Below are 22,651 nucleotides of genomic sequence, written 5' to 3'. Positions count from 1 at the left end.
CGGTATTTCTTGGTCTTGGGTTGGCTCGGCTTTCACCGAATCGTGTTGAGGACGCGTTCGACGGCCAGCGCCGTGGCGAGCAGCGCATCGTCGCGATGAGGCCCCGCGGCCAACGTCAGGCCGACTGGGGCCGTGTCGCGAGCATGGCATGGCAGCGACACCGCGCAGGCGTCGAGCATATTGAACACACTGGGGTTGCGCAGCATGAGCGCGTTGATGCGCGCGAATTGCGCGTCGTCACGATCGCAATCGGCCACGCGCGGCGGCACGATCGGCACGGTCGGCGCGACGATCGCGTCGAACGGTCGCCATAGCGCCGTTTCGGCGGCCTCGAACAGGGCGGCGCGCTCGGCGAGCAAATCGAGGTAATCGACGGCGCGCGCGGCCTCGCCCTTCATGATGCGCACGAGCACGCGCGGGTCGTAGCGGTCGCGGTGCGCGGCCAGCAGCGGCCGGTGCCACGCGTACGCTTCGATGGCGGCCAGCGTGAAGCGATTGATTTGCGCCCAGCGCTCGAGCGGCGCAAAGCGGACGTCGATCAGGATCGCGCCGGCTGCCTCGAGGTGCTTGAGCGCGGCATCGACGGCTTGTGCGACGCTCGGTTCGACGTCGTCGGTCACGTAATGGGTGAGCACGCCGAGCCGTACGCCTTCGAGCGGGCGCGCGGCCGGGACGCGCGGTTCGAGTCCGGCGAGAATCCGATCGACGAGCGCACAGCAGGCCACCGAGACGCCGATCGGGCCGAACGAGTCGAGCGTCCTCGAGAGCGGCACGGCGCCTTCGCGCGGGATGCGGTTCGCGGTGGGCTTGAAGCCCGTCAGGCCGCACAGCGCGGCCGGAATGCGGATCGAGCCGCCTGTATCGCTGCCCAGTGCGACGGCAGCCATGCCGTCGGCAACGGACGCCGCCGCACCCGAGGACGAGCCGCCCGCGATGCGCGCCTCCCCCGGTTCGCCGCGCCGGTACGGCGAAAGCGGCGTGCCGTAATGCGGGTTGAGGCCGAGCCCCGAGAACGCGAATTCCGTCATGTTGGTGCGGCCCACGATGATCGCGCCGGCACGGCGCAAGCGCGCGACGGCGGGCGCATCGGCTTGCGCGGGCGGTGCGTCGGCGAGCGCGGTCGAGCCCGCGCGCGTTGTCTGTCCCGCGATGTCGAACAGATCTTTGATCGACACCGGAATGCCCGCCAGCGGCGACAGCACCGTGCCAGCCGCGCGCAGGTGGTCGTGCGCTTCGGCAGCGGCGCGCGCTCGGTCGGCATCGACTTGCATGAAGACGGTCGAGCCCTGGCCCGCGGGATCGGCGATGCGCTCGAGCGCGGTATCGACGAGCGCGCGGCTCGTGGTCCGGCCGGATGCGAGATCGGCGGCGAGGCGGGAGAGCGGCGGAAACGGAGCGAATGCGGTCGGCATGGTGTCGATTCGTGTGGCAAATCCAGCGGAACAGGGCGGCCAGGGGCGGGCGGGGTAGTGGGCTGACCTCGGGGGCTGACCTCGGGCGGGCTATTCGCCGCGAGGCGAGCGGCCTCGACATGGTCCCGGCAAGCAGCCGTAGGCATTGTAGCTGGCACGTCGGCGGCACGCGCAACGGTGCGGCCCATCGGCAATTGCGGCCGTTCGACGCGCTGGCGGATAATGAACACTCTTTCATCGTTTCGCGTGCGAGCCGCGCTTGCCAATCGTCATGAGCGAAAACACGCCAACCAACGCCGGGGGCTCCGGCGCCCATTCTTCCTCCATTTCTTCCGTCGAAACCGATACGCCCGCGCACGCAGCGAGGCAGTCGGGGGCTGCCGAACCCTCGCCCGAGGCGCAGGCCGCCGCGCGCGCGGCGACCGATGCGCTCGAGAGCACGTCGGCCGTGTCGACCGGGGCACCGTCGCCATCGGATGCAACACGGACGGCCGAGCATCACGAGGCAGCCGAGCAAAGGGCCTCTGCCCATCCGGAGGCCCAGCAGTCCCAGCAGGCCGCCTCCCGTGGCGCGCCGCCGCCGGGCTTCGGGGCGCCGCCCGACTTCGACGTGCCGCGCCCGCCACCCGCGAGCGCCGTGGCGAAACCGCTGCCAGCCTACCTGAAGCAAGGCGATTCGCCGTGGAGCGTGTTCGGCCGCACGATCGCGGCGCGCGCGCGACGGCTGTTCGACCGGGCGGGTCAGCGCATCACGCAGCGTACGTTGCGCATCGGCGTGTCGGCGCGCATTTTTCATCCCGAGCCTGGTGCGCGGGGCCTGCGCGGCAAGACGTTGCAGTATCTCGAGGAGTCGGTGGCGAACTGGGTCATGTCGCGCGACGTGATGGTCTTCATGATTCCGACCGTCGGCCATCAGGGCATGCTGCATCCGAGCAACATTCGTTTGCGCGATTACGCGAAGCATCTGGACGGCCTGTTGCTGCAAGGTGGCGCGGACGTCTCGCCGCAGACTTACGCTGTTGCCGACGGCAGCCCCGAGTGGCCTGGCGATCGCGTACGCGACATGTACGAGCTCGAGCTGTTGCATGAGTTCATCGAATCGGGCAAGCCCGTGCTGGGCATCTGCCGCGGCTGCCAACTGATCAACGTGGCGTTCGGCGGCTCGCTCTATCAAGACATCGCGACCGAAGTGCCGACGGCCGATGTTCATGTGAGCGAGCATTACGACCAGCATCGTCATGCGGTCCACTTTCCCGATGGCTCGACGCTCGCGAGCATGTTTCCGGGCCGGCGCGAGGCGATCGTGAACTCGATTCACCACCAGGCCGTGAAAACGCTGGGCCGCGACCTCAATATCGAAGCGGTGTCCTCGGGCGACGGGATCGTCGAAGCGTTACGCTACCGGCGTGCGCCGTTCGTCATGGGCGTCCAGTGGCACCCCGAGTTTCACCGCGCGGGCGGAGCCGAACTGCTCGATTGCACGCCGCTGCTCGATACGTTTCTGCGTGCGGCTCGCGAGACGCGGTTCTGAACCTCAAGGGCGGGCCGCATAACCGATTCTGCGTGTGGCGCAGAATTTGATGCAAAAGGTGTTGACACGTTTCTACGGTTTATACATAATCTCGCTTCTCCGATGCACGCAGCAGCAAGCGAATCGGGGAAGCAAACTGCGGGAGTAGCTCAGTTGGTAGAGCGCAACCTTGCCAAGGTTGAGGTCGCGAGTTCGAGACTCGTCTCCCGCTCCAGTTTCGAAACGGTGCGTTGTAGTGGAAGTCGATGCTGTAAGGCACCGTGCATGCAGGTCAAAGCGGGAGTAGCTCAGTTGGTAGAGCGCAACCTTGCCAAGGTTGAGGTCGCGAGTTCGAGACTCGTCTCCCGCTCCAGTTAGAGTAGAGGGAAGCTAAGAAGTGCTTCCCTTTTTGTTTGTCGGCCGAGTCGGGCCGGTTCAAACAAAGTCCGCGAATCGTCGCAACGTGGCCAACGACGACGATCCGGTCAATCCGCTTACGGCGCGGTAGCAAAGCGGTTATGCAGCGGCCTGCAAAGCCGTGTAGGCCGGTTCGACTCCGGCCCGCGCCTCCAAACTTCGAAGTAAAGCCCTGACTAGTCAGGGCTTTTTCTTTTTCTGCGTTTGATTCGCGCATTCGGCTCGTTGCATGCACAACGATCGAGCGAAAGCCCCGGGGCAGTGAATCCACAAGCGAACCAAAAAAGAACCGCTCACCGGTCAAGGGGCGACAGCGCGGGGCGATGAGCGGCTGTGCAAACGAGTCACACGGGACGCGGAACAGGGCCGTCGTACTCGGTTCGCGTCTTGCGACCAAGCATCGAGTTTTCGATGCCGAGCGTCCAGAGGGGAGACGACAAGGGGCGGGTGTCATAGGCGGCGCGGCGGCATGCGAGCGCGAATGCTGCAATGGCCTCCGCTACGGGGACGGGAGATAATCGAGCGATCTTCATTTCGCCGATGCGCGTCGATACCCATGTCCGACTTCAACACCGATTCGCTGCGCGATATCGAATGGCGCTGGAAGCCGTTCGAGCAACTGAGCACCGCTGAATGCTACGACATGCTCGCGGCGCGCAATGCCGTGTTCGTCGTCGAGCAGAAGTGCATCTATGCCGACATCGACGGCCTCGACCAAGGAGCATGGCATCTGCTGGCTTACGCAGGCAGCGCAGAGAAGGCCAAACTGGCCGGCTATCTGCGCGTGCTGTTGCCCGACGCCGCTGAGCCCGACGTGCGCATCGGTCGCGTGCTGACGACGGCTGGCTTTCGCGGCATCGGCCTCGGCAATGCGATGCTCGAGCAAACGCTGGCGCACGTCGCCAGGCAGTGGCCCGGCGTGCCCATCAGCCTGCACGCGCAGGCCCACCTGCAACGGTTCTACGGCGCATTCGGTTTCGAGCCGACGTCCGACGTGCATGACGACGACGGCATTCCCCACATCTGGATGCGTTCGGTGTTCACGTCGTCGGTCTGAAAACGACAAGGCCCGGCATGGCCGGGCCTTCGTTCGAATTCAATGCGAATTCAATGCGCGGGCAGTGGGCGAGGTGCCGTGTAGCCCACCGCGGCCCGCTCCTCGCGCAGCCGCTCGCGCGACGAGAGCCGCATCCAGTGACGCAGCGCAATCAGCGCGCCGAACACACTCATCATCGAACCTGGGATCCACAGCAGCAGCCCGCCGATCTGCTGATCGCGTATCGGGCTCAGCCAAGTGAACGCACGTCCGCAGATCGAATAGATCGGGTACAGCTCGCGCGGCGTGAAGAAGATCAGTGCGCCGAGCACGATCTGCGGCGGGATGGCGGCCACGACCATCATGATGCGTCGCCCCGGTGCCAGACGCGCGGGCGGCGCTGGGCGCGGATCGAGCACGAGCCACCAGAACAGCAGACCGTCGATGGCCATGCTCCAATTCATCGCACGATAGAGCCGCCAGTCGAGCATCGCCTTGAAGTGAATCGGCGAAAGCAGCCAGAAGTAGATGAGCCCGACGAACAGCAGCACGGCGACGACAGGGTGGAATACGATGTCGAGCGCGAGACGCACGGGGGCTGTCTGCAAGGCCGGCTTCATGAAGCGCTGGCGCCAGCGGAACGGGACGCCCGCGCGCAACGCCGCCCCCGGGTACGACCACGCGATGAAGAACGGCCCGAGGTGGTGCAGCACCAGATGCTGCAATCGATGCATGAAGAACTCATGCTCGAAGTAATAGTCGAGACGCGTATGCAGCGCGACGTACAGCGCGGTGAGCCCGAACCAGAACGCGGCCTGCCGTTTGAGCGAGACGCGTGCGTGGCGTACGCCGCGCGCGAACAGCACGGCCGCACCGAGGACGGCGATCACGACGGTCGGTGAAAACTCCCACGGATCGAGCCAGACGAGCGGATTCATCGCGCGCGCCCGTTCATTGCACCTGAGCCGGCGACTTCACCGTGAACGGCACGTCGAGCTTGCTGCCGTCGGAGAAGTCGAGGGTCATGTGCACGGTGTCGCCGACCTTGATCGCGTGCTTGGCCTGCTCGAGCATGAAGTGATATCCGCCCGGCGCGATGGCGCGCGTGCCGTGGGCCGGCACCGTGACTTTATCGACCATCACCATTTGCTGCGTGGAGCCGTTCGACACCGTTTGATGCAGCATCACCATGTCGTAGTCGGGGCTCGTTGCCTCGGTGAGGTCGACGTTCTTGTCGCCGTTGTTCTTCAACGTGACGTAGCCGGCCGCAGGCAGGCCGTTGGGCAGCCAGCGGACCCATGCGTTGCTGGCGGTCACGGCGGGCGTTGTGCTGCCTGCGTAGGCTGCCGGTGTGGAGAACAGCAGACCGACGGAGAAGAGGACGGCCGTCAAGGTGGCGGCACGCGTGGCGATCGTTTGACGTTTCATCGACATGGCGGTGGTTGGGGGAGTGACGTTAGTTGGAACGTTGGGACATCGTTCGAGCGCGTCAGGACGTTGCGTCGATGAGGCGGCGCAAATCGTGAGCGATCGCATCGGCTGAATCGCTGCTCGTCGCCAGCAAGCGCGCGCGGCCGTCGCGGTCGAACACGTAGACGGCCGAGCTGTGCGTGACTTCGTAGTTGCCGCTCGGGTCACGCTTTTCCATCTGGTAGGCGACACGGTAGCGCTTGGCAAGCGATTCGACTTGCCGGTCGGTGCCCGTGAGCCCGCGCGCGTGTTCGGCGTCGAACGCATCGACGTACGCGTGCATGGCAGCGGGCGTATCGCGGGCGGGATCGACGCTGACAAAGAGAATCCGCACATGCTTGGCTTCTTCGGTGCCAAGCCCGGCCAGCACCTGCATCAGGCGCGCCATCGTCTCGGGACATACGTCCGGGCAATGCGTATAGCCGAAATAGACGAGCGTCGTTTGTCCCTTGAACGCCGAGGCATCGATCGGCTTGCCGTCCTCGCCCGTCAGCGAAAACGCGAGATCGGGCAGGTGACCCGTCACGTTAGTGAGCTGCCACGGCGCCTCGTCGCGCGAGCAGGCGGCAAGGTTCGTGCTGACCAGCACGGCGCAGGCCAGTGCGGCCACGCATCGAGCAGCGCCTCGTGCGCGTGCAAACGGGGTGGCGAGGCGGGAAGAAGCGGCAGCCCGTGACAGGGCACGGCGGGCCGTGTGAATACGCAGCGGCATGTGTCGTTCGAGAGTGACGGCAAAGCGCCCGTGCCGCGTCGATGCGGGATGGCGACGACCGTTGCCCGGGCGGCTGCGACTATAGCGCAAAACACCCGGATTTCGCGGCGCGGCGGGCCTGGGCGGCGCACATCGAGGCAAAATGTCACAGTGGGAAGGTGAGATCATCGATGCTGCTTCGAGCGAGTGTGCAGGCGGCTGCAATGCGTGTTTCGAGACTGTCTCGCTCGAAAAGGCCCGCAATGCGCGGTAATATGCGCAAACTTTTCCGGTGTTCGTCGCCGCCTCGCCGCGGCGGGCACCGCAACGCGATCACGCTGATGCAATTGTTACCGGCATTTCTGTCTCCGAGCGAGACTGCGTTTTTCTTCGACTTCGACGGCACGCTCGTCGAACTCGCGCCGACGCCCGACGGCATCGTCGTTCCGCCCGCTGTCGTCGATTCGCTGGCCGAGCTGCGGCGGCTCACGCGCGGCGCTGTAGCCGTCGTGTCGGGGCGCGGCATCGACAACATCGACAGCTTCCTCGGCATGCCCGATCTGCCGGTCGCCGGCCTGCACGGCGCCGAACGGCGCGATGCGAGCGGCGATACGGTGCGAGTCGGCTTCAACGACGCCCGCCTGCTGCAGATCGAGCAGGTGCTGGCCGATTTCGTCACCGCGCACCCGGGCACGCTGCTCGAGATCAAGGGCGCCGCGCTCGCGCTGCACTATCGCAATGCGCCGCTCGCCGAGCCGGCCGCGCGCGCGGCCACCGAGCGGCTCGTCGCCGAACATGCCGATGGCTATGTGTTGCAGCCCGGCAAGATGGTCTACGAAATCAAGCCCAAGAACGTCGACAAGGGGCGTGCGCTGCGCGCGTTCCTCGACGAGCCGCCGTTCGCGGGCCGCACGCCGGTGTTCGCCGGCGACGATCTGACCGACGAGAAGGGTTTTGCCGTCGTCAACGAACGCGGCGGGCTGTCGATCAAGGTCGGAGCCGGTGACACGATGGCCAACGTGCGGGTCGAGTCGGTCGGCGACTTCCTTGCGTGGCTGGCTTCGATCATCGCTGCGGCGCGCGAATCATGAACAGCTTCCACGCTCACTTTCGTTCACTGCCCCCCGAGGGGGCGGATGCCTTCCTTGGGACGGCCCGGCGGAAGGCATCGTCATGAGTCGCCTCATCATCGTCTCGAACCGCGTCGCGCCGATCTCGGAGGGCGGCCCGGCCGCTGGCGGCCTCGCGGTCGGCGTCTACGACGCGCTGAAGGAAACGGGCGGCATGTGGTTCGGCTGGAGCGGCGAGGTGCTGTCGTCGACTCCGCCCCATATCGACGTCGTCGAGCGCGGCCCGGTCACGTTCGCGACGATCGGCCTCGTGCGTCGCGATTACGACCAGTACTACCGTGGATTTTCGAATGCGACGCTATGGCCCGCGTTTCACTATCGCGCCGATCTGATCCAGTACGACCGCCACGACTTCGAAGGCTACTGCCGCGTCAACGCGTGGCTGGCCCAGCAACTCGTGCCGCTGCTGCGCGAGGACGATGTGATCTGGGTCCACGACTATCATCTGATTCCGTTCGCGCAGGCGCTACGTGCGGCCGGCGTGAAGAACCGCCTCGGCTTTTTCCTGCACATTCCGTTTCCGGCCCCGCAGGTGCTGTTGTCGGTGCCGCCGCATCGCGCGCTCGTCGAGGCGCTGTGCTCGTTCGATCTGCTCGGCTTTCAGACCGTGCCCGATCTGCGCGCGTTTTGCGAATATGTCGTGCACGAGGCAGGCGGACAGGTCGAGGCTGGCGCGGACAAGGCGCCGACGCTCGTGCACGCCTTCGGCCGGACCTTGCGCGCGCAAGCGTACCCGATCGGCGTGTACCCCGACGAAATCGCCCAGCTCGCGAAGGCCGGCACGCGCGGCAAGCCCGCGCGCACGATGAAGGCGACGCTGCACGAGCGCAAGCTCATCATGAGCGTCGATCGACTCGATTATTCGAAGGGCCTCGTCGAGCGCTTTCGCGCCTTCGAGCGGCTGCTCGATCAGGTGCCCGCGTATCGCAATCATGTGTCGTTCGTGCAGATCGCGCCGCCCACGCGCGCCGACATGCATGCCTATCAGGACATTCGCCTGCGGCTCGAAAGCGAGTCGGGCCGTATCAACGGGCGCTTTGCCGAACTCGACTGGACGCCGATCCGCTATATCCACCGGCAATATGAACGCCAAGTGCTGGCTGCGCTGTTCCGGCAGTCGCACGTCGGCTACGTGACGCCGTTGCGCGACGGCATGAACCTCGTCGCGAAGGAGTATGTGTCGGCGCAGGATCCCGACGATCCCGGCGTGCTCGTGCTGTCGCGTTTCGCCGGCGCGGCGCAGGAGCTCACGGGGGCCTTGATCGTCAATCCGATCGACATCGACGGGATGGCCGATGCACTCGCGCAGGGACTCGCGATGCCGCTGGCCGAGCGCCGCGCGCGCTATCGCGACATGATCGCGCAGCTGCGCGAGAACAACGTCTCGGTATGGCGCGACAACTTCCTGCGAGATCTGAAAGATGGAGAAGGCACGGCCAAGCGTCGTGCGCCGCGAGCCAAGGCCGCAGCGAAGCGCGTCGAGGCGTAATGCCAGGGGGGAGAGGCGAAGCGCGAAGCGGCGTCATGCCTGCTTCGGACTGCTTCGCATAACGGGACAAAAGGACAGAACAACAGAATGGGAAGGGCGGCGCCTGGCGAACCGCCCACCCGTTCAGGTCTCGATCAGGCGACGTGCTCGTCGATCTTGCGGCCGCCCGGATGCAGCAGCGTGCCTTTGCCGTGCTGCTTGGCGAGCAGGTCGCGGTAGATGCCGGGACGGTCGCGCAGGGCTTGGGGCGTGCCGTCGTCGATGACCTTGCCTGCGCTCATCACGATGATCCGGTCGAAATTCTGCAGCGTCGAGAGCCGGTGCGCGATCGCGATCACGGTGCGGCCGACCATGAGCCGGTCGAGCGCCTGCTGGATCGCTTCTTCCGATGCGCTGTCGAGTGCCGACGTTGCTTCGTCGAGCAGCAGGATCGGCGCATTCTTCAGAATCGCGCGGGCGATGGCGATGCGCTGACGCTGACCGCCCGAGAGCTTCACGCCGCGATCGCCGACGACCGTGTCGAAGCCGTCGGGCATCGCTTCGATGAAGTCCGTGCAACGGGCTTCGCGCGCGGCTGCCAGCACTTCCTCGCGGGAGGCCTCGGGCCGGCCGTAGGCGATGTTCTCGTAGACGGTGCGGTGAAACAGCGCGATGTCCTGCGGCACGAGCGCGATAGCGTGGCGCAGGCTGTCCTGCGTGATCGAGGCGATGTCCTGGCCGTCGATCTTGATCGAGCCGCCTTGCGTGTCGTAAAAGCGCTGCAGCAGCGCGAGCACGGTCGACTTGCCGGCGCCCGACTTGCCCACGAGCCCCACGCGCTGACCTGCTTCGATACGCAGGTCGAAATGATCGAGAATCGGCCGGCGACGCGGATAGGCGAACGTGATGCCTTCGAAGGCGACTTGCCCACCGTTCGTCGTGAGACTGACGGCCGTTTCGCGGTCGGGCATGCCGTGCGGCTCGAGCAGCGTCTTGACGGCCTCGGCGAGCCGCGCGATGTGCTGCGTGACATCGACGAGGGCCACGGCCAGGTCGCGCGTACCGTGCAGGATCGTGAAGCCGAGCGAGCTCACGAGCACGATGTCGCCGGAGGTCGCGCGGCCCTGATCCCACAGCCACAATGCCCAGCCGAGCAGGCCCGCGGACAGCAGCGCCGTGATCACGGCGTGCAGCAGGCGCAGGCGCTCCAGATACAGCAGGCTCTGGCGGCGTGCATCCATCTCGGCCTTGACCGTGGAGCCGAAGCGCTGCTGCTCGCGAAAGGTCATGCCGAACGCGCGCACGAGCCCCATGTTGCTGATGATGTCGACGAGCTCGCCGTCAACGGCGGCGGCCTTGGCCGCGAAGCTGTGATGGCGCGACGAGCCGCGGCCGGCGAGCTTGAACAGCACGACGGCGAGAATGCCCGAGCACGACATCAGCGCCGCGGCCATCACCGGGTTCACGGTAACGATCATCACGATGGCGCCGAGCACGGCGATGCACGGCGGCAGTACGTTCCAGGCCATCGTGTTCTCGGACGTGTACACCGCGTTCGAGGTGGCGGTGATGCGGCTCGCGAGCGTGCCGGGCTGACGCTCGGCGTAGTAGGTCGGCGAGTGGCCGGTCAGATACTGGAACAGGTCGCGCCGCAAGTCGCCCGTCACGTTGACGAACGCATGCGCGGCGACCCAGCCGCCTACGCGCCACAGCAGGTTGTCGGCGGCGATCAGGCCCACGAGGATGGCGAAGGCCGTCCACAGTGGCCCGGGATGATGGCGGCCCGCGCCCAGCACATCGATCAGATGCTTGATCGCGTACTGCGAGGCGAGGGCGCAGCCCACGGCCGCGAACACGCTGACGAGCACGATCGCGTGCTCGACCGGATGGCGGCGGATATAGCTGAGCAGGAAGGCAAGGGGACGCTCGGCGTAGCTCGAGAGCTTCGCGTTGCGGGCGTTACGCTCTGCGACGGTCAGATGTTCCAATTGTTGTTCGTGCCGTGCACGGGAAACGGGTGATGTCATGAAAAGCATAGTCTGCGGGGGGCGCACCGCGAGCCAAATTCGAGATGGCTCGGCACGCCGCCATTGTAAACATCCGTGACGCAGATCTAAACATCCATGACGTCAATCGGAGCGTGAAGCTTGACGTTGGATGACGCCAACGGCCGTTTGCGGCAGTGCATCGACGATGAAGACAAGCAAGCGCCATGCACGCTTCAGGTCGACTCGCCATATGGGAGCGGACGGTATTTTTCGGGTAGAATCATGAGTTTACGTCCGAATGCCCCGGGGAATGGGCGCGGACGGCGGCCTCGTTTCGATGGCGCTGCGGCGGCGTTTTTCGCTTGTCGCGGCACGAACGCTATCGGCTTACTGTAGGCGCGGCGCGAAAGACAAGGGTTTGCAGAGTGTTTCCTGGTTGTAACAATGTAAATTCTTTGAAAGGCCGTGCGGCGCAACATCGCGCCGGCTGGATAATCGCACACCGGGTTTGCCCTTAGGAATCTGTGTGCTCCGGTCAACGATTGTCGGTTCCGTGCGTTGTACGGCATGTGACACCGATCGGTAAGCGCCGTGAAAGTAAAGGGTGTCCTCGACCCAGGCGAACCACCGCAGGTTTTCCAAGGAACGGTCCGGCAAGGGCTTGACGGCATGGAGCCGCCGCCTTGCCGCCCCGAGCGGGCGATTCGCTTTCAACAAACAAGCAGACATTTTTGCCTGAATTTTTATTAGGAGTTCATCATATGCGGATCGCTCAAATCGCTCCTTTGCATGAAGCGGTTCCCCCGAAGCTGTACGGCGGGACGGAACGCGTCGTGTCTTACTTGACGGAAGCGCTGGTCGAGCTCGGGCACGACGTTACGCTTTTTGCTAGCGGCGATTCGCAGACGTCTGCCAAGCTCGAAGCGGTTTGGCCCCAGGCACTGCGCCTGGACCCGTCGATCCGCGATACGATGGCTCCGCATATGTTGCTGCTCGAGGAAGTGCGCCGCCGTGCGGACGAGTTCGACGTGCTGCATTTCCACATCGACTACTACCCGTTCTCGCTGTTCTCGCGCCAGCCCACGCCGCACCTGACGACGCTGCACGGCCGTCTCGACCTGCCCGAGCTGCAGCCGATCTTCAACACGTTCAACGACGTCCCGGTCGTCTCGATCTCGGACAATCAGCGCATCCCGCTGCAGCAGGCTAGCTGGCTCTCGACCGTCTATCACGGTCTGCCGGAGAACCTGCTCACGCCGCGCGTCGACGCCAAGCCCAGCTACCTCGCGTTCCTCGGCCGCATTTCGCCCGAGAAGCGTGTCGATACGGCCATCCGGATCGCCGAGAAGGCCGGCATGCCGATCAAGATCGCCGCGAAGCTCGACAAGGCCGACCGTGCCTACTATGAAGAGCACATCAAGCCGCTGATGTCGCTGCCGCACGTCGAATACATCGGTGAAATCAACGAATCCGAGAAGGCCGAGTTCCTCGGCAACGCGCATGCGCTGCTGTTCCCGATCGACTGGCCGGAGCCGTTCGGTCTCGTCATGATCGAGTCGATGGCATGCGGCACGCCGGTCATCGCGTTCAAGCGCGGCTCGGTGCCCGAAGTCATCGAAAACGGTGTGTCGGGCTTCATCGTCGAAGACGAACTGTCGGCCGTCGCCGCGGTCAAGCGCCTGCACACGCTGCCCCGCGAAACGGTGCGCAAGGCGTTCGAAGAGCGCTTCACGTCGAAGGTGATGGCGCAGAACTACCTCGCATCGTACGAAAACCTGCTGCGCCAGCAGCGCCGCACGGTGCTGCGCGAAGTCGCGGCAGGCTGATCGACGCCGGTTGCCGCGTGCCGGCGGGCGCTAAGCCTGCCTGGGCCGCGGTTCGACTCGCATCGCATCACCACGCCCCGTTTGCCTTCCAGGCAAGCGGGGCGTTTTTTTTTGTAGCGACCGGACGGCAGGGCATAGGGGCTAGTCCCTATAATTGCCATGCCGCGGCAAGCCGCAGCCGCCCGTCCCAACCCGAGGAGGATGTCTTGACGAGACCGACCCCTACGCCCGCGAGTCCAGCGCCCGGCGCCGGAACGATTTTCGCGCTGCGCGCCATCGGTCTCGTGCTCGTCGCTCGCTGGCTCTACTCGATGTCGCAGATGGGCTATGGCGCCTCGTTCGCGGCTATCACCTCGTCGCCGTGGGCATCGGTCAATGCCGTCTTCCTGTTTCTGCTGATCGTGCTGCCCGGTGCGCGGGCGCGCGCCGAGCGGCCGTTCCATCCGCTGCCGCAGTGGCTGCGCCAGGCATTGCGTCTCTTTGCCTTCCTCGGACTATTGTTCGCGCTGTGGTCGATCGGCCTGTTCATCTGGGCCGCCGGCGGGCGCCGCACCGTGCATGCGATCGCCGATACCAATGGCTGGCTCGTCGTCGTGCCGGCGCTGTATGCCGCCGTACTATGGATCTGCCGTCCGCGCGCGCTGTGGCGCACCAACGTGGCTGCACGGCGCTTTGCGATCGGCCGCTACGCCATCGCGCTCGATGCGGCCACGCGCACCGTCGTCGTCTGGGCCGAAAGCCGCAAACTCGGGCAGTACGATGCGCGCGAGTTGTCCGTCATATGGCCGCCATCCGATCCGCTCGTGCGCGAGCCTGTGCTACAAGAAATGCATGGCTTGCCCGAGGGAGCGGCCGCGGCAGCGCCGGGTGCCGCAGGCGTCGGGCCGAGCGCGACGGCACGGCCCGCGCGAGCAAGCGGTAGGGCACGCCGCTCGCATGTCGAGTTGCTGTGGGATTCGCCGGCCGCGGCGGGACACAATCGACAGACCGTATTTCGCGCGACGCTCGTGACCGAGGGCGATCGCGCCGCGGCTCGGGCACTCGATGCAACCCTGCGGCAAGGGTGAACGGCATCAGCAAACGCGGCGACGCGGGTCGAGCATCCGCGCCCGGAAGGAGGCGCCATGAAGCCCATTCGAATCGATATTGCCCGGGCCTACGATCCACCGGGGGATGACGACGGCGCGCGCTATCTCGTCGACCGCATGTGGCCGCGCGGCGTCACGAAGGAATCGCTGCGGATCGAAGCCTGGCTGCGCGAGGTCGCGCCGAGCACGGAGCTGCGCCGTTGGTTCGGACACGATCCCGAGCGCTGGGACGCTTTCATCGAACGCTACCGCGCCGAGCTCGACGACAACGTCGAGGCGTGGCAACCGCTCGCCGAGGCGGCGAGGCACGGGCGGCTGACGCTCGTGTACGGCGCGCGCGATCGCGAGCACAATCAGGCCGTGGCGCTGCGCGATTATTTGCAGGAAAAGCTCGCGCATCGCTGAGTTGAACTGCGCTGTGCCGCTTCGATTTCGCTTTGTCTTGGCGCCTGACGCCGTGTCGTACCACCGTTGCCAATGACGACTTCCCAACCCTCCGGCTTGCCTGTGCTGCTCGCCGAGATTCGCGCGTGCCGCGTGTGTGAGCCGCATCTGCCGCTTGGGCCTCGGCCAGTTCTGCAGGCGGGGCGTGGTGCGCGCGTGCTCGTCGTCGGCCAGGCGCCCGGTGTGCGCGTGCACGAGACCGGTATTCCATGGAACGATCGCAGCGGCGAGCGCCTGCGCGCGTGGATGGGCATCGGTCCCGACGTCTTCTACGACGCCGACCGCGTCGCGCTGTTGCCGATGGGGTATTGCTACCCGGGGCGCGGTGCGTCAGGCGATCTGCCCCCGCGACGCGAATGCGCCGAGCTATGGCTCGAGCGCGTGCTTGCCGAGCTGCCGAACATCGAACTGCTGCTGCTGGTCGGCGCCTACGCGCAGCAGCATTTTCTGGCTAACGAGCGGCGTGCGACGCTGACCGATACCGTCGCTGCATGGCGCGACTATGGCGAGCATCGGCTGCCGCTGCCGCATCCTTCGCCACGCAATCAGGGCTGGTTCAAACGTCATCCCTGGTTCGAGCGCGAACTCGTGCCCGTCCTGCAGGGGCGCATCGCCGCCGTGCTCGGGCAGGCACGCTAGTCGCGTTTTCGTTCCGCTTGCGTTCGTTGGCGCAATCCGTCTCGATGCGCCATTAGTCTGGCCTGCCGATCAATGGCCTGTACGCCGCCGCGTGCGGCGCTGCAAACGAAACAAACGACGATAGCAGGCGCGCGACGCGGCACCGTCTTGCGCGCCGGACTATCATTGCACGCTTGCGCCACGTATCTCGAAATGGGTGGCGCGTGTCGATCGATTCGCGAGTAGAAAGGACCGTTCCATGACTTCCGGCGTCATCCGCATCCGGGGTGCCCGTCAGCACAATCTCAAAAACCTCGATCTCGAGTTGCGTACCGGCGAGATGACCGTCGTCACAGGGCCGTCGGGCTCCGGCAAATCGAGTCTCGTGTTCGACACGCTGTATGCCGAGGGGCAGCGGCGTTACGTCGAAACATTCAGCGCGTACGCACGTCAATTTCTCGATCGCATGGATCGGCCGCAGGTCGATCGCGTCGACGGCGTGCCACCGGCGATCGCCATCGACCAGACCAATCCCGTGCGCAGCTCGCGTTCGACGGTCGGCACGATGACGGAGCTCAACGATCATCTGAAGCTGCTGTATGCGCGCGCGGCGCAGCTGTTCGACAAGGTGACGGCGCAGCCCGTGCGGCACGATACGCCCGAGACGATTTACGTCGAACTCGCCGAGCGCACCGCCGAACGCGATCCGCGGCTCGTCGTCACGTTCCCGGTCGAGCTGCCCGAGAGCACGAGCGCCGAAGAAGTCGGCCAGTGGCTGTCCGCGAGCGGTTACACGCGTGTGCAGGCCGAGCGGGAGGTGACCTCAAAGAGCGGTACGCGCAAGGTGCTCGATGTCGTCGCCGATCGTTTCCGGCTGCACAAGACCGAGAAGGTGCGCGTCGTCGAGGCGATCGAAGCGTCGCTCAAGCGCGGGGCGGGGCGCGTGAATGTCTACGTGCTGCCCGAATCGGCCGAGGGCGATGCCGATGGCCAAGCCGCACCGGCTCCGCAGATCTGGCGCTTCTCGACGGGCCTGCATTGCCCCGACAGCGACATCCGCTATGCCGAGCCGCAACCCGGCTTGTTCTCGTTCAACTCGGCCTACGGCGCATGTGATGTGTGTCGCGGCTTCGGCCGCGTGATCGGCGTGGATCTCGGGCTCGTGATCCCCGACGCGCGCAAGACGCTGGCGGGCGGTGCCGTCAAGCCGATGCAAACGCCGGCCTGGAAGGAATGCCAGGACGATCTGATGCGTTATGCGGCGCGCGCGCGCATCCGCACCGGCACGCCGTGGTCCGAGCTGACGCAGGCCGAGCGCGACTGGGTCATCGACGGTTCGCCGGACTGGAACGGCGAGTGGCAGCGCGAGTGGTACGGCGTGCGCCGCTTCTTCGGCTACCTCGAGTCGAAGGCGTACAAGATGCACATTCGCGTGCTGCTGTCGAAATATCGCAGCTACACGCCGTGCGAAACCTGCGGCGGTGCGCGCCTGAAGACGGAGTCGCTGCTGTGGCGCCTCGGCACGCAGGCTGGCGCCGACGCGGTACTCGCACGCGACGCGCGCTTCATGCCGCGCGGCACGCAATGGGCGCGCGCGCAGCTCGAAGCGCTGCCGGGCCTCACCGTGCACGACGTCATGCTGTTGCCGATCGAGCGCATCCGCCGCTTCTTCGACGAGCTCACGCTGCCGAACGCGTTGCTCGACGATGCGCTGAAGCTGCTGATTGCCGAAGTGCGCACGCGGCTCAAGTATCTGTGCGATGTCGGGCTCGGCTACCTCACGCTCGATCGTCAAAGTCGCACGTTGTCGGGCGGCGAGGTGCAGCGCATCAACTTGACGACGGCGCTCGGCACCTCGCTGACCAAAACGCTGTTCGTGCTCGACGAGCCCAGCATCGGGTTGCATCCGCGTGATCTGAACCGGATCGTCGAGGCCATGCAGCGTCTGCGGGATGCGGGCAATACGCTCGTCGTCGTCGAGCACGATCCGTCGGTCATGCTGGCGGCCGATCGACTCGTCGACATGGGCCCCGGACCCGGCGAGCGTGGCGGCACGATCGTCTACGACGGCACGCCGGCCGACATCCGCCGTGCGCCGACGCTGACGGGCGACTATCTGGGCGGGCGCCGCCACGTCGCCGATGCGACGCACTGGGCGCGTCGCGAAGTCGATGCGGCTACGCCGCGTCTCGTGCTCGAAGGGGCGAGCGAGCACAACCTGCGCGACGTGACGGTGGAGATTCCGCTCGCGCGCCTCGTGTGCGTGACGGGCGTCTCGGGCTCGGGCAAATCGACGCTCGTGCAGGACGTGTTGTATCCGGCGCTCGCGCGGCATTTGGGTCGAGCGACTGAAGCACCGGGTGTGCACCGCGGCCTGCAAGGCGCCGAACTGATCCTTGACGCCGTCTTCGTCGACCAGTCGCCGATCGGCAAGACCGCACGCTCGAACCCGGCCAGCTACGTCGGCGCGTTCGACGAGATCCGCAAGCTGTTCGCCAAAGCGCCGCTCGCGCTGCAACGCGGCTACGCCGCCGGCACGTTCAGCTTCAACTCGGGCGACGGGCGTTGCCCGACCTGCGGTGGCTCCGGCTTCGAGCACATCGAGATGCAGTTCCTCTCGGATGTCTATCTGCGCTGCCCCGATTGCGACGGCCGCCGCTATCGCGCCGAAGTGCTCGACGTCCAGATCGAGCGCGGCACACCGGCACGCCAGCTGTCGATCGCCGACGTGCTCGAACTCACCGTCAGCGAAGCCGTCGCGCTGTTTGCCGGCGACGCCGAAGTGCTGCGCGTGTTGCAGCCGATCGTCGATGTCGGCCTCGAATACGTGAAGCTGGGTCAGCCCGTGCCGACGTTGTCGGGCGGCGAAGCGCAGCGGCTCAAGCTCGCCGGCTTTCTCGCCGAGACGAGCGCGAAGGTCGGCGCGGAGAAGACGCCGGGCGGCCGGCTCTTCATGTTCGACGAGCCGACCACCGGCTTGCACTTCGACGACATCGCCAAGCTCATGCGCGCGTTCGGCAAGCTGCTTGCGCGTGGGCATTCGCTGATCGTCATCGAGCACAATCTCGATGTGATCCGTGCAGCCGACTGGCTGATCGACCTCGGTCCCGAAGGCGGCGATGGGGGCGGTCTCGTGCTCGTCGCGGGTACGCCCGACGACGTCAAGGCCTGTGCCGAATCGCACACCGGTGTTGCGCTGATCCAGTACGAACGCGCGCTCGGGCAGGGTGCCGAGCAGGCGTTCGCCGCCGCCGACACGGGCCGGCCGCTGCAATCGGCGCTGGCCGCCGTGCGTGCGCGCCGCGTGGTGGAGGGCGAGGACGTCGTGCGCATCGTCAACGCGCGTGAGCACAACCTGAAGGCGCTGCACGTCGATATTCCACACGGCAAGTTCAATGTCATCACGGGCGTGTCGGGCTCGGGCAAATCCACGCTCGCCTTCGACATCCTGTTCCACGAGGGGCAGCGACGCTACCTCGAATCGCTGAACGCTTACGCGCGCTCCATCGTGCAGCCGGCGGGGCGGCCCGAAGTCGATGCGGTCTACGGCATTCCGCCGACGGTCGCGATCGAGCAGCGCCTTTCGCGCGGCGGACGCAAGAGTACCGTGGCCACGACCTCGGAGGTGTGGCACTTCCTGCGGCTGCTGTACGTGAAGCTCGGTGTGCAGCATTGCGTGCACGACGACGCGCCGGTCACCCCGCAAAGCGTCGAGTCGATCGCCGCGCAGCTGCTGCGCGAGCATGCGGGGCGGCACGTCGGGTTTTTTGCGCCGCTCGTCGTCAACCGCAAAGGCGTCTACACCGATCTGGCCAAATGGGCCAAGGCGCGCGGCCATACGCATCTGCGCGTGGACGGCGAGTTCGTGCCCGTCGAGCCGTGGCCCAAGCTCGAGCGCTTCCGCGAGCACACGATCGAGTTGCCCGTCGCCGATCTGGTGATCTCGGCCGATCGCGAAGACGAACTGCGCCGCGCGCTCGATGCGACGCTCGAGCTCGGCAAGGGCATCATGCATTTGATCGCGCCGCTCGACGGTCTCGCCGACGCGCTCGCGAACGGCCACTCGACCGCGGGCATCGGCACGCTGCAGGTGCTGTCGGTCAAGCGTGCCTGCCCCGTGTGCGGCACGAGCTATCCCGAGCTCGATCCGCGCATGTTCTCGTACAACAGCAAGCACGGTTGGTGCGGGAGCTGCGTCGGCACCGGCCTCGCGCTCACGCGCGAGCAGCGCGCCGCGTTCGACGATACGGGTTTTGCCGACGACGGCCGCGGCCGCGAACAGACGCTGCCTTCCGAGGAGCTCGAGCCCGAAGGCGTCGGCGAGACGCCGTGCCCCGATTGCGGCGGCACGCGGCTCAATGCAGCGGCGCGTGCCGTCTACTTCGGCGCTCACTCGATTGTCGACGTGGGGCAGTGGACCGTCTCCGATACGCGTCGCTGGATCGATGCGCTCGAACTCGATGGACGCGACGCGCAGATCGCGCGCGACGTGGTGGCCGAGATCGCGAGCCGCCTGCGCTTTCTCGAAGAAGTGGGCCTCGGCTATCTGAGCCTCGATCGCGCCGCGCCGAGCTTGTCGGGCGGCGAAGCGCAGCGTATTCGTCTCGCTGCGCAGCTCGGCAGCAACCTGCAGGGCGTTTGCTACGTGCTCGACGAGCCGACGATCGGCCTGCATCCGCGCGACAACCGCATCCTGCTCGACGCTTTGCGGCAGCTCGGCGACAAGGGCAACACGCTCGTCGTGGTCGAGCACGACGAAGACACGATCCGGCGCGCCGACCACATCATCGACATCGGACCTGGCGCCGGCAAGCGCGGCGGGCAACTGGTGGCCGAGGGCGGCGTCGGCGATCTGGCTGCGCGTGGCGATTCGCTGACGGGCCAGTTTCTCGCACGCCCGATCGTGCATCCGCTCCAGCCGCGCCGCGAAGTGCGGGCCGACGGCGCCGCGGGCGTGCCCGAGCGCTGGCTCACCGTGCACGGCGCGCGGCAGCACAACTTGCGCGATGTGACGGTCGGCGTGCCGCTTGCGCGACTCGTCGTGGTCACGGGTGTATCGGGCTCCGGTAAGTCGACGCTCGCGCGCGACGTGCTGATGACCAACTTGCTCGATGCAGTGGGGCGCTCGGTGTTGTCGTCGCCGGCGACGCGTCGCGCGCGCCGCACTGCGCAGGAGACCGAGCGCGCACAGCCGAGCCGCCGTACGGGCAGCCAGACGCGCGCGAGCACGCCGCTGAACGTGACGCACCGTTGGGTCGGCTGCGATTCGATTTCCGGTTGGGAGGCGATCGATCGCGTGCTCGAAGTTGATCAGACGCCGATCGGCAAGACGCCGCGCTCGTGTCCGGCGACCTACATCGGTGTGTGGGACACGATCCGCAAGCTGTTCGCCGACACGCTCGAAGCGCGCGCACGCGGCTACACGGCTTCGCGCTTCTCGTTCAACACGGGCGATGGGCGGTGCCCGGCCTGCGAAGGCCAGGGCGTGCGCACGATCGGCATGAGCTTCCTGCCCGACGTGAAGGTGCCGTGCGACGTGTGCCACGGCCAGCGCTTCAATCCTGAGACGCTGGCGGTGACGTGGCGCGGCAAGAACATCGGCGACGTGCTGACGATGGAGATCGACGAAGCCGTCGAGTTCTTTGCGGCGATGCAGAGCATCGCGCATCCGTTGCAGTTGATGAAGGATGTGGGCTTGGGCTATCTGACGCTCGGTCAGCCATCGCCGACGCTCTCAGGTGGCGAGGCGCAGCGCATCAAGCTCGTGACCGAACTGGCCAAGGTGCGCGACGACGTGACGCGACGCGGACAGAAGGCACCGCATACGCTATATGTGCTCGACGAGCCGACGGTCGGGCTGCACATGGCCGACGTCGCGCGGTTGATCCGCGTGCTGCACCGGCTTGTCGATGCGGGGCATAGCGTCGTCGTGATCGAGCACGATCTCGACGTGATCGCCGAAGCCGACTGGATCGTCGACCTGGGTCCCGAGGGTGGGGCGGGGGGCGGGACCGTCGTGGCGGCTGCCGATCCCGAAACGCTGGTGACGGTGCGTGAGAGCCACACGGGCGAAGCGCTCGCACCGGTGCTTGCGCGGGTAGGGCAGACGTTCGCGTCCGATGAGGGCTTGCGCCGGGCGTGACGGGGGCGGCTGCTGGTGAAGGGGAGCGCAAACGGTGCGGCATCTGTTGATGTCGCACCGTTGTTGTTTGCAGGGTTAAGAAGCCAGTTCCGTCGCCGCTTCTGCCGGTAGCGGCGGCCGTTCGTTTTCGTCGCCTTCGGGCGAGACCGGCTGCGGGGTGGCCGATGCGGCCTGCTGCTGCGCGGGTGAACTCGTGACGAAGCCGATCCAGATCAGCGCCAGCGCAGCCAGCGACACCGATACCCAGCCGTTCATGCCGTAACCGAGGATGTGCCCGGCCGAGTCGGTCGACAGCATCAGGCCGCCGAGCCATGTGCCACAGCCCCCGGCCAGCGATTGCATGGCGCCGTTCGCACTGAGGAATGCGCCGCGTTCGGCGGGCGCGGGTACGAGCGTGATGATGGCCTGCATCGGCACCATGCGGCTCGAGGAAATGACCATGAAGGCTGCGAAGAACGGCAGGATCAGCAGATAAGAGATCTGCGGCAGGTGCGTCATGATCAGCATGGGCACGATCGCGAGGGCACCGAAGGTTCGGAACACGACGCGGTGGCCGATGCGGTCGGACAGCCGCCCGACTGCGCGCGACGTGAAGAACGTCGCTGCGCCCCCCGCCATATACAGCCACGACAGATGCTTGGGCGAGACGCCGTGGTTCGCGACGAGCACTGGCGAGATGAACGGGATCACGAGCATCTGCGCGAACATCATGATGAACGTCAGCGTGAACGCTTTCATGTGCGGCCGATACGTCAGGATGCGGATGAGCGCGGGCAGTGCCTCGGCAACCGGCACGGGGGTGCGCATGCGCAGATGCTGGCGCAGCGGTGGCACGGCCGATGCGCCTGCGCAAGCGACCGTCACGCACAGCACGACGAGCAGCCAGAACGTCGAGGTCCAGCCGAAATGCGCACCGATCAGGATGCCGACCGGTACGCCGGCGATCGAGGCCAGCGAGAAGGCGGTCATGATGACCCCGGTTGCGGCGCCGCGACGTTCTGCCGGAATCACATCGGCGACGATCGCCATCACGGTCGTGGCCACCAGGCCGCCGGTGATACCCGCGAATGCGCGCGCCGCGATGAGCAGCGGGTAGGTTGTCGCACTCGCGCAGGCGAGGTTCGACAGTGCAAATAGCGCGTAGGTCACGAATAGCAGACGGCGTCGGTCGAAGCGATCCATGATCGTCGCCGCGAAGAGTCCCGAGAGGCCGGAGCACCACGAATAAGCGGATACGGCGGCCGCAAAAGCGGCGGGCGCGATGTGGAATGCGCCCATGATCTGCGGACCCAGCGGCAGCATCACCATGAAGTCGATGATGAGCGTGAACTGGACCAGCGCGAGCAGCCAGATCAGACGGCGCTCGCGTCGAGGAGGCAATGCGTACATAAGTTATTCAGGTCCTTGTTAT

Annotated in this window: 15 protein-coding genes and 3 tRNA genes; 12 read left to right on the top strand and 6 right to left on the bottom strand. The window is 66.2% G+C overall.

Going from position 1 to position 22,651, the window contains the following annotated elements:
• Positions 1–32: 32 nt before the first annotated feature.
• Positions 33–1,412: an amidase gene (locus D7S89_RS06280; RefSeq protein WP_121276690.1), complete on the bottom strand. Its 1,380-nt coding sequence runs from the start codon at positions 1,410–1,412 to the stop codon at positions 33–35.
• Between the two features lie 271 nt (positions 1,413–1,683).
• Here D7S89_RS06280 and D7S89_RS06275 point away from each other — a divergent pair, with 271 nt between their 5' ends.
• The 5 genes from D7S89_RS06275 (at position 1,684) to D7S89_RS06255 (ending at position 4,396) form a co-directional block, all read left to right on the top strand.
• On the top strand, positions 1,684–2,943 hold the full coding sequence (locus D7S89_RS06275; protein WP_121276689.1) for a gamma-glutamyl-gamma-aminobutyrate hydrolase family protein: 1,260 nt from the start codon (positions 1,684–1,686) through the stop codon (positions 2,941–2,943).
• A 138-nt stretch (positions 2,944–3,081) separates the two neighbouring features.
• Positions 3,082–3,157: transfer RNA gene (locus D7S89_RS06270), tRNA-Gly, on the top strand.
• A gap of 62 nt (positions 3,158–3,219) precedes the next feature.
• Positions 3,220–3,295: transfer RNA gene (locus D7S89_RS06265), tRNA-Gly, on the top strand.
• Positions 3,296–3,420: 125 nt separating this feature from the next.
• A tRNA-Cys gene (locus D7S89_RS06260) sits at positions 3,421–3,494 on the top strand.
• A 401-nt stretch (positions 3,495–3,895) separates the two neighbouring features.
• A complete protein-coding gene (locus tag D7S89_RS06255; protein WP_121276687.1) occupies positions 3,896–4,396 on the top strand; it encodes a GNAT family N-acetyltransferase in 501 nt (166 codons plus the stop codon).
• Positions 4,397–4,446: 50 nt separating this feature from the next.
• Here the strand turns inward: D7S89_RS06255 and D7S89_RS06250 are convergent, their stop codons facing one another.
• The 3 genes from D7S89_RS06250 to D7S89_RS06240 are packed head-to-tail and all read right to left on the bottom strand — an operon-like array spanning position 4,447 to position 6,557.
• Positions 4,447–5,313, bottom strand: coding sequence for a cytochrome c oxidase assembly protein (locus D7S89_RS06250; protein ID WP_121276686.1), 867 nt, complete (start codon positions 5,311–5,313; stop codon positions 4,447–4,449).
• A gap of 13 nt (positions 5,314–5,326) precedes the next feature.
• Positions 5,327–5,809 carry a copper chaperone PCu(A)C gene (locus tag D7S89_RS06245; RefSeq protein ID WP_121276684.1) on the bottom strand — a complete coding sequence of 161 codons (483 nt, stop codon included), beginning with the start codon at positions 5,807–5,809 and terminating at the stop codon, positions 5,327–5,329.
• A gap of 55 nt (positions 5,810–5,864) precedes the next feature.
• Positions 5,865–6,557 carry an SCO family protein gene (locus D7S89_RS06240; RefSeq protein WP_121276682.1) on the bottom strand — a complete coding sequence of 231 codons (693 nt, stop codon included), beginning with the start codon at positions 6,555–6,557 and terminating at the stop codon, positions 5,865–5,867.
• A 320-nt stretch (positions 6,558–6,877) separates the two neighbouring features.
• Here D7S89_RS06240 and otsB point away from each other — a divergent pair, with 320 nt between their 5' ends.
• The gene (otsB, locus tag D7S89_RS06235) at positions 6,878–7,627 is read left to right on the top strand and encodes a trehalose-phosphatase (protein ID WP_121277323.1); all 750 of its coding nucleotides are present in this window, start codon (positions 6,878–6,880) and stop codon (positions 7,625–7,627) included.
• Positions 7,628–7,709: 82 nt separating this feature from the next.
• Entirely contained in the window at positions 7,710–9,155 is a 1,446-nt protein-coding gene (gene otsA, locus D7S89_RS06230; protein ID WP_121276680.1) for an alpha,alpha-trehalose-phosphate synthase (UDP-forming), read from the top strand.
• Positions 9,156–9,289: 134 nt separating this feature from the next.
• On the opposite strand, the gene D7S89_RS06225 is transcribed toward otsA, so the two are convergent.
• Positions 9,290–11,161, bottom strand: coding sequence for an ABC transporter ATP-binding protein (locus D7S89_RS06225; RefSeq protein ID WP_245982725.1), 1,872 nt, complete (start codon positions 11,159–11,161; stop codon positions 9,290–9,292).
• Between the two features lie 722 nt (positions 11,162–11,883).
• On the opposite strand from D7S89_RS06225, the gene D7S89_RS06220 reads away from it, so the two are divergent.
• The 5 genes from D7S89_RS06220 (at position 11,884) to uvrA (ending at position 21,240) form a co-directional block, all read left to right on the top strand.
• Positions 11,884–12,948, top strand: a complete 1,065-nt coding sequence (locus D7S89_RS06220) for a glycosyltransferase family 4 protein (protein ID WP_121276677.1) — start codon at positions 11,884–11,886, stop codon at positions 12,946–12,948.
• 206 nt (positions 12,949–13,154) lie between these two features.
• Positions 13,155–14,015, top strand: coding sequence for a hypothetical protein (locus D7S89_RS06215; RefSeq protein WP_121276675.1), 861 nt, complete (start codon positions 13,155–13,157; stop codon positions 14,013–14,015).
• A 57-nt stretch (positions 14,016–14,072) separates the two neighbouring features.
• Positions 14,073–14,441, top strand: a complete 369-nt coding sequence (locus tag D7S89_RS06210; RefSeq protein WP_121276673.1) for a DUF488 domain-containing protein — start codon at positions 14,073–14,075, stop codon at positions 14,439–14,441.
• Positions 14,442–14,507: 66 nt separating this feature from the next.
• A complete protein-coding gene (locus D7S89_RS06205; protein WP_425470742.1) occupies positions 14,508–15,119 on the top strand; it encodes a uracil-DNA glycosylase family protein in 612 nt (203 codons plus the stop codon).
• Positions 15,120–15,357: 238 nt separating this feature from the next.
• The gene (gene uvrA / locus D7S89_RS06200; RefSeq protein ID WP_121276670.1) at positions 15,358–21,240 is read left to right on the top strand and encodes an excinuclease ABC subunit UvrA; all 5,883 of its coding nucleotides are present in this window, start codon (positions 15,358–15,360) and stop codon (positions 21,238–21,240) included.
• 75 nt (positions 21,241–21,315) lie between these two features.
• Here uvrA and D7S89_RS06195 read toward each other — a convergent pair whose 3' ends face one another.
• Positions 21,316–22,629: an MFS transporter gene (locus D7S89_RS06195; protein WP_121276668.1), complete on the bottom strand. Its 1,314-nt coding sequence runs from the start codon at positions 22,627–22,629 to the stop codon at positions 21,316–21,318.
• Positions 22,630–22,651 lie beyond the last annotated feature (22 nt).

The sequence above is a fragment of the Trinickia fusca genome, from assembly GCF_003628145.1.
Classification (GTDB): domain Bacteria; phylum Pseudomonadota; class Gammaproteobacteria; order Burkholderiales; family Burkholderiaceae; genus Trinickia; species Trinickia fusca.
The sequence above is the reverse complement of the archived record's forward strand: the minus strand, read 5'-3'. Positions and strand labels throughout refer to the sequence as shown.